The organism is Polaromonas sp. (assembly GCF_031411155.1).
Classification (GTDB): domain Bacteria; phylum Pseudomonadota; class Gammaproteobacteria; order Burkholderiales; family Burkholderiaceae_C; genus Polaromonas.
The window spans coordinates 1-13,338 of sequence record NZ_JANOAL010000082.1; the positions used below are offsets into that span (position 1 = coordinate 1).

Here is a 13,338-nt window from a genome sequence, read left to right on the forward strand (position 1 = left end):
CACCCAGCAGCGCGCCACCGCTCTTACGGCGGGATGGGTCAATGCTGATCACAGCCACGCGCAAATTGTCGTTTTGATCCAGCCGCAGGCGGCGTATCAGCTCATCTGTCAGTGATGACTTGCCTGCGCCACCCGTGCCGGTAATGCCCAGAACCGGTATCTTTTTTAAAGCAGCCTGTGCCCGAACTGTCTGGACAAGCGCCACATTGGCCTTATCGTTCTCAAGTGCGGTGATTAATTGCGCAAGAGCGCGCCAGTTCATTTCCCCGTGACCTGCAATGGCCTCTACCGAAGACGGAGCAAAAGTGGTCAGGTCTTTGTCGCAGCGCATCACCATCTCGCCAATCATGCCGGCCAGGCCCATCTTCTGGCCGTCTTCCGGGCTGTAGATGCGCGTCACGCCGTAGGCATGCAGTTCGCGAATCTCGGGCGGAACGATCACGCCGCCGCCGCCGCCAAACACCTGGATATGCTCGCCGCCCCGGCTTTTGAGCAAATCTACCATGTACTTGAAGTACTCGACATGCCCGCCCTGGTAAGAGCTGATGGCGATGCCCTGGGCGTCTTCCTGCAGCGCCGCCGTCACGACCTCATCGACGCTGCGGTTGTGGCCCAGGTGAACCACCTCGGCCCCCATGCCCTGCAGGATGCGGCGCATGATGTTGATGGCCGCATCGTGCCCGTCAAACAGGCTGGCGGCCGTGATGAAGCGCACCTTGTGCGTCGGGCGGTAGCTGGCAAGGGCCTTGTATTCGGCGGACAGGTCGGTCATGTGGTTCCTCGTCTGTGGCAATTGGCACCCCCGCGGCTGCCCAGGCCGCATGATATTACGTTTACGTAAACGTCAACCAAAAAAGGACAAGATATTTTTCAGGAGGGCTTGCGCGCAGTCCGAAGTGTTTCGTCGATGGGGTGTTGGTGGTTCGGGTTAACCCGTAGCTTTTGCGCCCATCACGCACCAAAAAAGCGCGCATGAAATATTTTTGGCGCGTATTTAAAAAAAATCAGCGGGTTTGACCCGCTTTACGCGTCGCTAGGTGAAAACCGTAAGACTGCATACGGTCAACTCAGCTAGATTACGGACTCGCCTGTGGCCACCAAGCGCCAGAGTCACGAAGCCGCCCTGATCGATGTACCTGCCGAAGTCCTATTTTTATCTGGAGACACCATGAAGATTCGTTTTGCAAAACTGGCTGCCCAAGTAGCCCTCGCGTCTGCTGTTTTAAGCGTTACCGGCCTGGCCGTTGCCGCGGACCCGATCAAGATCGGTGTCGCAGGTCCCTTCACCGGAGGCTCTTCCTCCATGGGTGTGAGCATGCGCGACGGCGTCAGGCTGGCAGTTGCGGAGATCAACAAGTCCGGCGGCGTGATAGGTCGCCAGATCCAACTGGTCGAGCGTGACGACGAGGCCAAAAACGAACGCGGCGTGCAGATTGCACAAGAGCTGATCAGCAAGGAAAAAGTGACGGCCGCCGTGGGCTACATCAATACCGGCGTGGCCCTGGCCTCGCAGCGATTCTTTCAGGAAGCCAAGATTCCGGTGATGAACAACGTCGCCACCGGCTCGCTGGTCACGCACCAGTTTGACGACCAGCCCGAGAACTACATCTTTCGCAACGCGGCGCACGACAGCATTCAGGCACCCATGATTGTGGAAGAGGCCATTTCCCGCCGCGGCTACAAAAAAGTCGCGATTCTGGCCGACTCCACCAACTACGGCCAGTTGGGCCGCGCCGACCTCGAAACCGCCTTGCAGCTCAAGGGCGTCAAGGCCGTCGCGGTCGAGAAGTTCAACATCAAGGACGTGGACATGACCGCGCAGCTGCTCAAGGCCAAAGAAGCCGGCGCCGAAGCCATCCTGACCTATGCGATTGGCCCCGAACTGGCGCAAATCGCCAACGGCATGACCAAGCTGGGCTGGAAAGTGCCCATGGTCGGCAGCTGGACCCTGTCGATGGCCAACTTTATTGACAACGCCGGCCCAGGCGGCGAAGGCGCGCGCATGCCGCAGACCTTTATCCAGGAGCCGACCACGCCCAAGCGCCAGGCCTTCATCATCAACTACCTCAAGACCTTCAGCCCGAAGAACGCGCGCATTGACTCGCCGGTGTCGGCCGCTCAGGGTTACGATTCGATCTACCTGCTGGCCGCCGCCATCAAGCAGGCCAACTCGACCGACGGCCCCAAGATCAAGGCCGCGCTGGAAGACCTGAAGACGCCGGTCGAAGGCGTGGTGACCACCTACAACAAGCCCTTCACCGCCAAGGACCATGAGGCGATTACCGCCAACATCCCGGTGTTCGGTGAAGTCAAGGGCCAGCGCGTGGTGTACGCCTACCCTGACGACATGAAGAAGGCCTCCGAAGTGCGCGTCAAGGACGCCAACGCCAAGGGCGCGCTGGTCGTCAAGAAGTAACTGACCGCCTGATGTGAGTTAAGCGATGGCACCGCGCCAGCTGACCCGGCTGGCGCGGTGCTTTCATGTCTGGCTGTCCCAGGGACTGTGTCCCGTTCGTCGAATTTTCCCGGAACTGCACTTATGGAAATCCTGCTTCAACTGATTTATAGCGGCGTGGCCCTGGGCATGATCTATGCGGTCATTGCCTTCGGCTACCAGCTGACCTTTCAGACCTCGGACACCCTCAACTTTGGCCAGGGCGATGCGCTGATGCTGGGCGCCATGGTCGGCCTGACGCTGGTCAACATGGGCGTGAACTACTGGCTGATGCTGCCGCTGGTGATTGTGTTTGGCCTGTTTCAGGGCGGTTTGGTCGAGCGCATCGGCGTGCGTCCCGCGATCAAGATCAAGAGCGAGTTCGGCTGGATCATGTCGACGATTGCGCTGGGCATTATTTTCAAGAACGTGGCCGAGAACATCTGGGGCCGCGACGACCTGAAGTTTCCCTCGCCGTTGCCCGAATCGCCGCTGAAAGTTCTGGGCGCCAATGTGCTGCCGATGGAGATTCTGGTGGTGGTGGGGGCGGTGCTGATGATGCTGGCGGTCGAGTTTTTCAACCGCAAAACCATTTATGGCAAGGCCGTGGTGGCCACCTTCAACGACCGCGATGCCGCCAAGCTGATGGGCATCAACACCGGTCTGGTGATTACCTTTTCCTACGCACTGTCATCGGCCACCGCCGCCTTTGCCGGCGCGCTGATTGCGCCGCTGACGCTGACCGGCGCCACCATGGGCGCGGTGCTGGGGCTCAAGGCCTTTGCGGTTGCCATCATTGGCGGCCTGACCAGCGGCATGGGCATTATTGTCGGCGGCATCATTTTGGGCGTGGCAGAAACCACCACCGGTTTTTACCTGTCCACAGGCTACAAGGATGTGCCGGGGCTGGTGTTGCTGCTGCTGGTGCTGGCCTTCAAGCCGGCGGGCCTGTTCGGCAAAACCGCCATCAAAAAAGTCTAAGAGAAAGTTTGAAGATGAACCGCAAGACCTTGATTGCGGCGGTGATCGGCCTGGCCCTGCTGGCCGCCGCCCCGCTGTTTACCGGCAACTCGTATTACATCCACATGATCGGCACGATCATGATCTATGCCATCTTGCTGTTCGGCCTGGACATCGTGGTCGGTTACACCGGCCAGGTGTCGCTGGGCCATGCCGGCCTGTTTGGCGTGGGTTCGTACACTGCGGGCGTGCTGTTCATGAAGCTGGGCGCGCCGCTGTGGGTCATTGTTCCGGCCAGTATCGCCGTGACCGCTGGTTTTGGCGCCTTGCTGGCGCTGCCCGCGCTGCGCGTTACCGGTCCTTATCTGGCCATGGTGACGCTGGCTTTCGGCACCATCATCCAGATTCTTATCAACGAGATGACCTTTCTCACCGAAGGCCCGCTCGGCATCAAGATTCCCAAGCCTTCCATTGGCGGCCAGCAACTGAGCGAGCACGGTTTTTACTGGCTGGTGTTTGCGCTGATGGTGATTTCGCTGGTGGTGGTGCACCGGATTTTGCGCTCCCAGTTGGGCCGGGCCTTTGAAGCTTTGCGCGGAAGCCCGGTGGCATCGGACTGCATGGGCGTGTCGGTCTACCGTTACAAGGTCTATGCGTTCGTCATCAGCGCCGGTTTTGCCGGCCTGGCCGGTTGCCTGTATGCGTATTCGGAGCAGTACATCTCGCCCAATACCTACAACTTCGAATTGACGGTGCTGTTTTTGCTGGCCGTCATCATGGGCGGCCGCAAGACGCGCTCGGGCGCCTTGCTGGGCGCCGCCATCATCGTGATTCTGCCCAAGCTGCTGGACGATCTGGAACTGTTCCGCATTGTCGCTTCGGCGCTGGCGCTTTTGATCGCCACGGGCGCGGTGGTCGGCGTGATGAAAAAAATCACCACGCCCAAAGCCATGGCGATTCCAGTGGTGGGCACCCTGGCGCTGGCCGGTTTCGCCTTCTGGCTGCAGTCGATCACCGACTGGCGCCTGAGCATTTTCGGCCTGATGATTCTGTTCGTCGTGTACTACCTGCAGGATGGCATTGTGGGCTTTATCCGCAGCCTGTTTCACATGCGCAAGCCGGTGCTGGTTGACGCCGCTGACCTGGCGGAGCTGGATGCCGGAAAGGATGCTGTCATGGTGGCCGCCAAAGCCGGCGCCGGCGAGGCGGGAACCGATTTGCTGGTGGCGCAGGGCGTGCTGATGCAGTTTGGCGGCCTCAAGGCCATCAACCAGGTCGATCTGCGCGTCAAGCGCGGCACCATTCACGGCCTGATAGGCCCCAACGGCTCCGGCAAGAGCACCATGATGAACGTGCTGACCGGCATCTATGTGCCGACCGCGGGCAGCATTGACTTTGCCGGCCATGCGGTGGTGGGCCGTACCTCGTCGGACATTGCCCTCTCGGGCATTGCGCGCACCTTCCAGAATGTGCAGCTGTTCGGCGAGATGACGGCGCTGCAAAACGTGCAGGTCGGTCTGCACCACACCTTTGCCAGCAATATCGTCGACGTCTCGCTGCACACCCCGCGCTATCGGCGCGAGGAAAAAGCCGCCACCGAGCGCGGCCTGGGGCTGCTGCGCTTTGTGGGTCTGGGCGACCTGGCCACCGAGGAGGCGCGCAACCTGCCCTATGGCAAGCAGCGCCTGCTCGAAATTGCCCGTGCGCTGGCGCTGGACCCGCAACTGTTGCTGCTCGACGAGCCCGCTGCGGGCCTGACCGCACCGGACATCAAGGTGCTGATCACCATCATCCGCAAGATTCGCGACCATGGCATCACGGTGATCCTGATCGAGCACCACATGGATGTGGTGATGAGCATTTGCGACTCGGTGTCGGTGCTGGACTTTGGCCAGAAGATTGCCGAAGGCAAGCCGGCCGAAGTGCAGGCCGATGAAAAAGTGATCGAGGCTTACCTCGGCGGTACGGCCGCCTAAAAGTATGACCATAAATCCGATTCTCGGGCGCATCGCGGCGTTGCGCAGTGCTCGGAATCCTCATGCACTGAAGTGCATTCCGGTGTCCTGTGCGCTGTGCGCCTTGCCCTGCATCCCGAGAATCAAATTTCTGGACACACTTTAGAAAGTTACCAAATTATGTTGAGTATCAAGAATCTCGAAGCCGGTTACGGCAAGGTGCAGGTGTTGCACGGCATCTCGATTGACGTGCCCAAGGGCAAGGTGGTCACGCTGATTGGCTCCAATGGCGCCGGCAAGACCACCACCATGCGTGCCGTGTCCGGCATGATCAAGCCGACGGCCGGTGAAATCACGCTGCACGGCAAACGGGTGGACGGTCTGGAGTCTTACGCCATTGCCAAGCAGGGCCTGGCGCACTCACCCGAAGGCCGGCGCGTGTTTGCGACCATGACGGTGACCGACAACCTGATCCTCGGCGCCTTTCCGCGCCTGACCGGCAGCCGCCCCAAGGGCGATGTGCCGGGCGACCTGGAGCGGGCCATGGAGCTGTTTCCGCGTCTCAAGGAGCGCCGCAACCAGTTGGCCGGAACCTTGTCGGGCGGCGAACAGCAAATGCTGGCGATGGCGCGCGCGGTCATGCTGAATCCTGAAATCGTGCTGCTCGACGAGCCTTCCATGGGCCTGGCTCCGATTCTGGTCGAAGAGGTTTTTCGCATCATCGCCGACCTGAAGGCGCGCGGTGTGACCATGCTGCTGGTCGAGCAGTTTGCCGCTGCCGCGCTGAAGGTGGCCGATTATGGCTATGTGCTGGAAAACGGGCGCATTTCGGTGCATGGCGAGGCAGAAAAGCTGCGCGACGACCCGGCCGTGAAGGCGGCCTATCTGGGTGGCGGCGGGCACTGAGGCGGCACTGCTGCGAATTTCGAGCGGTCAGGCGACCCTGATGCCTTCGCGCGCAGGGTCTGCGGGTGTTGGAGCCGCTGTGTTGCGGATTACCCTGCGGGCACGGGGGTCGGTCGGGTCCGCTGGATCAGCCGCCATACAGGTACTTCGGCAGCCACAGCGTCATACCCGGCCAGATATACATGAACACCATGCACAGGATCACGATCAGCATGTAGGGCATCATGCCCGCGAATATCTGGTTGAGCGTCACATGCGGCGGCGACACGCCTTTCAGGTAGAAGGCTGACATGGCCACCGGTGGCGACAGGAAGGCCGCCTGCAGGTTGACGAACACGAGGACGCCCCACAGGATGGGGTCAATCTGGAAATGCGTCAGCAGCGGCAGGAAGATGGGCACGAAGATCACGATGATTTCGGTCCACTCCAGCGGCCAGCCCAGGACAAAAATGATGGCCTGCGACAGCAGCAGGAACTGCAGCGGTGACAGGTCCATGGACAGCACCCACTGCTCCACCACGCGCTGGCCGCCCAGCAGCGTGAACACAGCCGAAAGGTTGGCCGCCCATTACCTTCAATAGGGGTGAAACCATTTCTGCCGGAGAAAAGGGTACTCAGAAGGTGATCTTCAGATCCTGAAGTGCCGGGTCGCTGGGCGGATAACGCAAGTCAAGCTGCTGCAGGGAGCTGCGCACCAGCGTGGCGATCATCAGGTTGCGGTGCGTCTTTGAATTGGCCGGCACCACCGTCCACGGCGCCCACGGCGTGCTGGTGGCGTTCAGCAGTGCTTCATAGGCTTTCTGGTATTGCTTCCACTGCTTGCGCACCGCCAGGTCGTCCAGGCTGAACTTCCAGTGCTTGGTGGGGTCGTCAATGCGCTCCTGCAGCCGCTGGCCCTGTTCCTCAAAGCTGATGTGCAGCATGAACTTGAGGATCACGGTGCCGGTCTCCGTCAGCATGCGCTCGAAGTCATTGATCTGGGCAAAGCGCTGCGCTGTCTGCTCCGGCGTGATCCAGCCGTTGACGGGCGCCACCAGCACGTCCTCGTAGTGGCTGCGGTTAAAAATCATCACTTCACCGGCGCCAGGCATCTTCTGATGAATGCGCCACAGGTAATCGTGGGCGCGCTCCTCTTCGCTAGGGGCTTTCCAGCCCACGGTGTGCACGCCCAGCGGGCTGATGCGTCCGAAGACACCGCGCAGCGTGCCATCCTTGCCCGAGGTGTCGGTGCCTTGCAGGATCACCAGCAGCTTGTAGCGCTTGTCGGCATAAAACAGGTTCTGCAGCTCATCGAGCTCGGTGGCCAGGGCCTCCACGGCGGCTTTGTCGCGCGCTTTGTCGCCGCTGGAAAAAGGCTTGGCCGCAGCATCAAAGTCCGCCATGGTGCACGCCTTGATTTTCTTTCTGGACGCTTCCTCACCCTGCGCTGCGCCGGTTTGGGGTGGCTGCCAATTGACCAGGATATTTTTCAGGACCTTGATACTGGCTTTGGTAGGGGCCGCGCCGGTCGTGAGAGGCGTGTCGATAGGGGCAGAAGGCATTGCGGGGGCTCCAGGACGAGTTTGCGAAAACGGGCACTTTGATTTTGCACGTCATTGGGCCCGGGCATTCCAGCAAGCGCATTGGGGCGAAGCCATCAGCGGTGTTGGCGGCCAGGGAATAAACTTGAATCCTGCGGCGGGCATGTGCGGAAACGCTTTGGCGCGCGTTTGCCGGTCGCAATACCTAATTTAATCAAGCCACTACGGATCCGCCATGAATACCGCCACCCCTCCGACTCCTTCCTCCGTGCTTCAGGTCCTGCCTGCGACCGGTTATGCCGGCGACGTTTCACCCCAATTGGCTTTTCAGTGGGTGCAGTCGGGCGAGGCTGTTTTGATCGATATACGCACCGACGCGGAGCGTGAATGGGTCGGGTATGTGCCAGGCGCGGTGGCGCTGGCGTGGAAGCAGTGGCCGGGCATGGCGCTCAATCCAGGCTTTGACGAAGGCATCAAGACCGCCGCGTCTGCGGGCAAGAAAGTGCTGCTGTTGTGCCGAAGCGGTGTCCGTTCGGTGGCCGCTGCCCGCCGTGCCACTGACCTCGGACTGGAGGCCTACAACATTCTGGAAGGTTTTGAGGGCGATGCCGACGAACGGGGCCAGCGCGGCCACCGGGGCGGCTGGCGGCTGCGCGGGCTGCCGTGGCAGCAGGGCTGATGGCGGGTTGGTGAATACTTACTTTTTGCAACCAAAAAAACCACAGGTTGCGATTGTGGCGGGTAGCCATGAAGAAAATAGTTCGCAGTTTGGTCACCCGTAAATCGGCAATGGGGCTAACCCCTGTCAGTTCTGACAGGGGTTGAGGCGTATCAAGCTGTGCCAGGGCTTTCAATGGGGCTACCTATCACCAACGGAGCCTCCCCATGCAAGTACTTGACCGCCACCCTGAACTGTTGCCAGTGCACCGCCGCGAGCCCGCGCTGCTGCCGCGGCTGCGGGAGCGCCTGGACAAGCAGTTCATGCCGCACTGGAACACCCAGTGGGGCGGTAAATGCATATTGCACGGAAGCAATCCCGGCTCCGATTCGATACGGCTGGATGGCAACGATTACCTGAATATTTCCGGGCACCCGGACATTGTTCGTGCGCAGATCACCAACTTGCGTCGCGATAACGAAACCGTGATCCAGTCGGGCGCTTTTCTGCTGGATGCGCATCCGTCCCGTCGGCTGGAGGCTTCGATGGCCGCCTGGATTGGCAAGGAGGATGGATTTATCTGCCAATCGGGCTACGCCGCCAATGTAGGCTTGCTGCAGGCCATAGCTGATGATCAAACGCCCGTCTACCTTGACACTTTGGCGCATACCTCGCTTTGGGAGGGCGCGCGGGCTGCGCGTGCGCCTGCCTGCGCGTTTCGCCATAACGACCCGGCTCACCTGTCCCGCATGATTTCCCGCAACGGCCCCGGCATCGTGGTTGTGGATTCGGTTTACAGCACCACCGGAGCTTTGTGCCCGCTGGTGGATATGGTGGAAGTGGCAGAACAGCATGGCTGCACCATTCTGGTTGATGAGTCGCATTCACTGGGGACGCATGGTCCGCAAGGGGCCGGTCTGTGCGCCGAGCTTGGGCTGGTAGACCGGGTTCACTTCATCACGGCAAGCCTGGCCAAAGCGTTTGCCGGCCGGGCTGGCTTCTTCACGGTGCCTGCCGAGTTGCGCTATTACGTGTTGCACCACAGTTACCCGAATATTTTCAGCTCGTGCCTGTTGCCGCATGAAATAGCAGGTCTGTCGGCAACGCTTGACGTTATTCGCGGCAGCGATGACGCACGGCAGCGCCTGCACGCCAATACGCGGCGCCTGCGTGGCAGTTTGTCGGACATGGGTTATCCAATTCATCAAGGGACGCAGCAGATCATTTCGCTGGAGGCTGGCCTTGAGCCCGACACCATGGCACTGCGCGACCGGCTGGAGGAACGCGATATTTTTGGTGCTATATTTTGCGCGCCGGCCACCAGTCGCAACCGCGCCATGGTCAGGCTCACGCTCAATGCGGGCCTGACGGAGTCCGAACTGAACCAGATTGAACGGGTGGCGCGGGAAGTTGCCCCCATCGTCAAGCCCTGGGACTGGCCGATTGCCCGGCGCGCCCGCGCGGGTCAGGAGGCTTGAGCGTCAGTCGCGCAGCTTGCGCTCGCCGTGGGCCTGCATAAAGCGCTCGTGGCTGTTCGCCTGGCCGGGACTGAGGGCCTCGTCGATTGAAAAGAGCGCCGCGTACAGAAGCCCGGCATCGCAGGCCATGGAAAACGCCTGCCGGGCCTGTGATTTGTGGCTGTCACCCAGCGCCAGCTGCAGTTCCAGGTCCATCAACTTGTTGCCCGCCCGAATGTCCTCAACGGTCTGGGCATCGCAGCCCTCGGATTCGGCGATTTCGGCCAGCTCCGGCAGCTTTTCGCCCGGCTCCAGTTGCAGCCAGCTGACGCGGCCCCTGTGGTCCAGCGCCAGCACGCCAAAGGGCGCACCGATGACGACATGCTCGATCCAGCCCTGCTTGCGGGCCAGTTCCTCCAGCGTTCGTGCAATCGAGGGATTGCACACCAGGGCGTGCTGCTCGCGCAGCAGGGTGGCGCGCCAGGTTTGTTGTTGCCGGGCGTTGGGGGTGTTGAGCAGGGCTTGAATCGCTTCGGTCAGGCGCAGGCGAATGTCGGGTGACTGCTTGGGAATGAATTGTTCAATCAGGCCGCGGTTGAAGGCGGAAACCGCCAGTTGCTCGTCGGCGCGGCCGGTCAGCAAAACGCGGGAGCCGGACCAGTTTGTCAGCTCGCTCAGGGCCCGCAGTCCGCTCATGGCAGGCATGGAGTAGTCCACCACGCAGACCTGGGTCAGGGCGAAACGCGCCGTGCCGTCTTCGCGCCAGTACTGCAGGATCTGCGGGATCAGGGCGGCGCCCTCACGCCAGCGGTTGACGATTTCCTGCTGCTGCCAGGCATCGGCCTCCCACAACGGGGGTTCCTGCTGCAGGGTATTGATGCAGTCCACCGGCCGCAGAAAGAGACGGGCGTACCAGTCGGGCGGCATGACGACCGCGAGCATTTCCAGGTAGTCTGGATCGTCATCCAGGAAGACCACGCCACCGGGCCGGCGATAAAGGGGAAAAGGCATGTTGTCGTTTAAGTAGGGTCGACAGAATTCGTATTCGACAAGGCTATCAGGCAGAGACCGGCAACTCAATGGTAAAAATAGCACCTACCGCATATTTTGATTTTGCCTGGATGGTGCCGCCGGCGCTTTGCACCACCTGCTGGCAAAAAGCCAGCCCCAGGCCGTGTCCGGTGCCGAGGTCGCTCGAGAAAAAAGGCTTGAAAATTCGGGGCAGCAAGCCGGCCTCGATCCCCATGCCTTTGTCGGTTACCACGATGCGCCCTTTGGCGTGCTGCACGCCCACTTCAATGCGCAAGGCACCATGGGCGTACTGGGAGTCGGCCGCCATCAGCGAGTGCAGGGCATTCTTGATCAGGTTGTCCAGCACCTGGGAAAACTGGCGGGCGGAAGACTGAAACATGAAGTCAGTGTGAACCATCACCTTCACGCACTCCCTCTGGCGGCTGGTCTGGTAGGGGTAGGCCGCCACCACCTCGGTGACCAGCCTGGCGGCGGAAACCTGTTCTGCGAGTCGGGGCAACTGCAGCAGCTTGGCGTTGGCGATTTGCGTGTCGATCTGGTGGTTCATGTTGCGCACCAGCGTGTGCAGGCGCAAGGCCAGTTTGTCCAGCTGCAGCGCACTCGGGGAATCGGGCTGGCGCTGCACCTCCAGCTGGATCGCGTCCCCAATCAGCGCCGCAGTCGACAGCGGCGTGCGCAACTCATGCGCCATGATGCCCATGGTGGCCAGGGCGTGGCGCAGTTGTTCCCGTCTCAGGTTGGCCGACGACAGGCTGAGCAACAAAGAGGCTCCCCAGCTAAAGGCGATCACCACCATATCGACGGCGTTCCAGGCTCCTGCCCCGCCAGGTGCGTTGGGAATGAGCGCGCGAAACAGGCCCCAAGCAATCAGGGCGCCGCTGACCATGCCCGCTGTGGCAATACGCAGGTCCGTTACATGGTAGTAGATGAGAATCATCGCGCAAAAGCTGGCAAGCCAGACGACACCGCCGGCATTGCACAGGTACATCCAGCCAAAAAACAGCGGAAACTCTATCCATGCAATGACGGTAAACGCCACGCGCGTCATCGAACTGGAGATGTCGCGGGTCAGATAAGGGAGCATCAGGGCGCCGCCCAGCAGGCTCATCAGGCCACGCAGCCATAGATTCTCATAGGGTTGAACCAGCCACTGCGACCAGATCAGGCCGAAGAGTGGCTGGCTTACCAGCAGTGTCAATCCCAGAAGGCGAACCCGCCAACGCGACGGGTGCAGAATCGGCTCCAGCGGCGCGAGCATGAATTCATCGCGCAGCCACAGCAGCAGACGCTGCCGGGCGAGCCACGCATGGAAGCGGGCCCCCTTCACGTTGGAAGCCTTTTTTTCAAAATCGGAAATCTGGGTAATGACGCATGGGGTATTTAACTGTATTGTGCGTGTTCTTGATTGAGCGAGCCAATGCAACTACCTGCTAACTTTGACAACGTGAGTCTCGATGGCGTCATCAGCGACTGGCTGTGCGCCCTGCGCGAGTTTTCGGTGGAGGCGCTGCTGGTGCTGGGCCCCGATCCGTTTGCGGGGCATGAGGAGCGGCTGGTGCTGGCGCTGCATCCGCCGCGCCTGCTGGACGCGGCCGAGGCACTGGCCGAGAGCCGGGACTTTGGCGCACCCTGGCGCGACTCGGATGCGCCGCTGGTGGCCTGGCAGGATATTTCAAAATCCTCCTTCGAAAGTCTGGGGCGCTGGCGCCGGCTCTGGCTGGCCCATGGCTACCAGAGCGTGGTGCGCATTGCCTTTCCGGTCACGGTGGGGCGCGCGTTTGAATGCTACCTGTTCAGCCCGCGCCAGTGGCATGACCGCACCGAGGCCTCGCAACTGGTCTGGTCGGCGCTCAACATCTGGCCGCTGCTCAAGCGGGCGCTGGCCGACGCGCGCAGCCCCCTGAGCCCGCGCGAGCTGGAATGCCTGAACCTGGCGTTTCAGGGCATGACCGCGCGCGAAAGCGGTGAGACCCTGGCCTGCAGCGAGCGCACCGTCAACTTTCACCTGGCCAATGCGATGGCCAAGCTGCAGGTCGACAACAAGATGGCTGCAGTGCAGCGGGCCTGCTGGTTCGGCCTGATTTGATGCGACCTCCATGGAGTTGCATGACGGCGGGCTGTCCTACCTTCGAACACGCTGTTACAGCCTGTCTGCCTGCGACCCAAATCTGTTCATAATTCCGTCACATGACATTTCTGGCTCTTGATGTAGGTAATACGCGCCTGAAATGGGCGCTCTACGACGACATGGCGTCGGGCGCAAGCCCGGTCGCGCAGGGGGCGGTTTTTCTCGAAAACCTCGACAAGCTGGCCGATACCGATTGGGCCGTGTTGCCGCAACCGGACCGGGTGCTGGGCTGCATCGTGGCCGCCGATGCCGTCAAACGCCGCGTCGCCGAGCAGATGGAGCACTGGG

The 13,338-nt window shown here is 61.1% G+C and carries 12 protein-coding genes and 1 pseudogene; 8 read left to right on the forward strand and 5 right to left on the reverse strand.

Features of this window, described 5'->3' with window-relative positions; translation table 11 throughout:
* A partial coding sequence (locus RMO23_RS04700) for a cobalamin-dependent protein (protein ID WP_309678947.1) occupies positions 1 to 772 on the reverse strand: 772 nt, incomplete at its 3' end.
* 396 nt (positions 773 to 1,168) lie between these two features.
* Between RMO23_RS04700 and RMO23_RS04705 the strand changes: the two genes are divergently transcribed.
* The 4 genes from RMO23_RS04705 to RMO23_RS04720 all read left to right on the forward strand — a co-directional run bounded on the left by RMO23_RS04705 (position 1,169) and on the right by RMO23_RS04720 (position 6,255).
* Positions 1,169 to 2,416, forward strand: coding sequence for an ABC transporter substrate-binding protein (locus RMO23_RS04705; protein ID WP_309678949.1), 1,248 nt, complete (start codon positions 1,169 to 1,171; stop codon positions 2,414 to 2,416).
* 123 nt (positions 2,417 to 2,539) lie between these two features.
* Positions 2,540 to 3,415: a branched-chain amino acid ABC transporter permease gene (locus RMO23_RS04710; RefSeq protein ID WP_309678951.1), complete on the forward strand. Its 876-nt coding sequence runs from the start codon at positions 2,540 to 2,542 to the stop codon at positions 3,413 to 3,415.
* A 14-nt stretch (positions 3,416 to 3,429) separates the two neighbouring features.
* Entirely contained in the window at positions 3,430 to 5,370 is a 1,941-nt protein-coding gene (locus RMO23_RS04715; RefSeq protein WP_309678953.1) for a branched-chain amino acid ABC transporter ATP-binding protein/permease, read from the forward strand.
* Positions 5,371 to 5,529: 159 nt separating this feature from the next.
* The gene (locus tag RMO23_RS04720; protein ID WP_309678955.1) at positions 5,530 to 6,255 is read left to right on the forward strand and encodes an ABC transporter ATP-binding protein; all 726 of its coding nucleotides are present in this window, start codon (positions 5,530 to 5,532) and stop codon (positions 6,253 to 6,255) included.
* Positions 6,256 to 6,382: 127 nt separating this feature from the next.
* Here RMO23_RS04720 and RMO23_RS04725 read toward each other — a convergent pair.
* A pseudogene (locus tag RMO23_RS04725) lies at positions 6,383 to 6,820 on the reverse strand (TRAP transporter large permease subunit); the annotation flags it as partial.
* A gap of 49 nt (positions 6,821 to 6,869) precedes the next feature.
* Positions 6,870 to 7,796: a PPK2 family polyphosphate kinase gene (locus RMO23_RS04730; RefSeq protein WP_309678958.1), complete on the reverse strand. Its 927-nt coding sequence runs from the start codon at positions 7,794 to 7,796 to the stop codon at positions 6,870 to 6,872.
* 214 nt (positions 7,797 to 8,010) lie between these two features.
* Here RMO23_RS04730 and RMO23_RS04735 point away from each other — a divergent pair, with 214 nt between their 5' ends.
* Positions 8,011 to 8,454, forward strand: a complete 444-nt coding sequence (locus RMO23_RS04735; RefSeq protein WP_309678960.1) for a rhodanese-like domain-containing protein — start codon at positions 8,011 to 8,013, stop codon at positions 8,452 to 8,454.
* Between the two features lie 206 nt (positions 8,455 to 8,660).
* Positions 8,661 to 9,911, forward strand: coding sequence for an alpha-hydroxyketone-type quorum-sensing autoinducer synthase (cqsA, locus tag RMO23_RS04740; RefSeq protein WP_309678962.1), 1,251 nt, complete (start codon positions 8,661 to 8,663; stop codon positions 9,909 to 9,911).
* A 3-nt stretch (positions 9,912 to 9,914) separates the two neighbouring features.
* Here cqsA and RMO23_RS04745 read toward each other — a convergent pair whose 3' ends face one another.
* Together RMO23_RS04745 and RMO23_RS04750 are read right to left on the reverse strand one after the other, a co-directional pair.
* Positions 9,915 to 10,901, reverse strand: a complete 987-nt coding sequence (locus RMO23_RS04745; RefSeq protein ID WP_309678964.1) for a response regulator — start codon at positions 10,899 to 10,901, stop codon at positions 9,915 to 9,917.
* Between the two features lie 46 nt (positions 10,902 to 10,947).
* Positions 10,948 to 12,249, reverse strand: coding sequence for a HAMP domain-containing sensor histidine kinase (locus tag RMO23_RS04750; protein ID WP_309678966.1), 1,302 nt, complete (start codon positions 12,247 to 12,249; stop codon positions 10,948 to 10,950).
* 90 nt (positions 12,250 to 12,339) lie between these two features.
* Between RMO23_RS04750 and RMO23_RS04755 the strand changes: the two genes are divergently transcribed.
* Entirely contained in the window at positions 12,340 to 13,008 is a 669-nt protein-coding gene (locus RMO23_RS04755) for a helix-turn-helix transcriptional regulator (protein WP_309678968.1), read from the forward strand.
* Positions 13,009 to 13,109: 101 nt separating this feature from the next.
* On the forward strand, positions 13,110 to 13,338 hold a 229-nt coding region (locus RMO23_RS04760; RefSeq protein WP_309678970.1), incomplete at its 3' end, for a type III pantothenate kinase.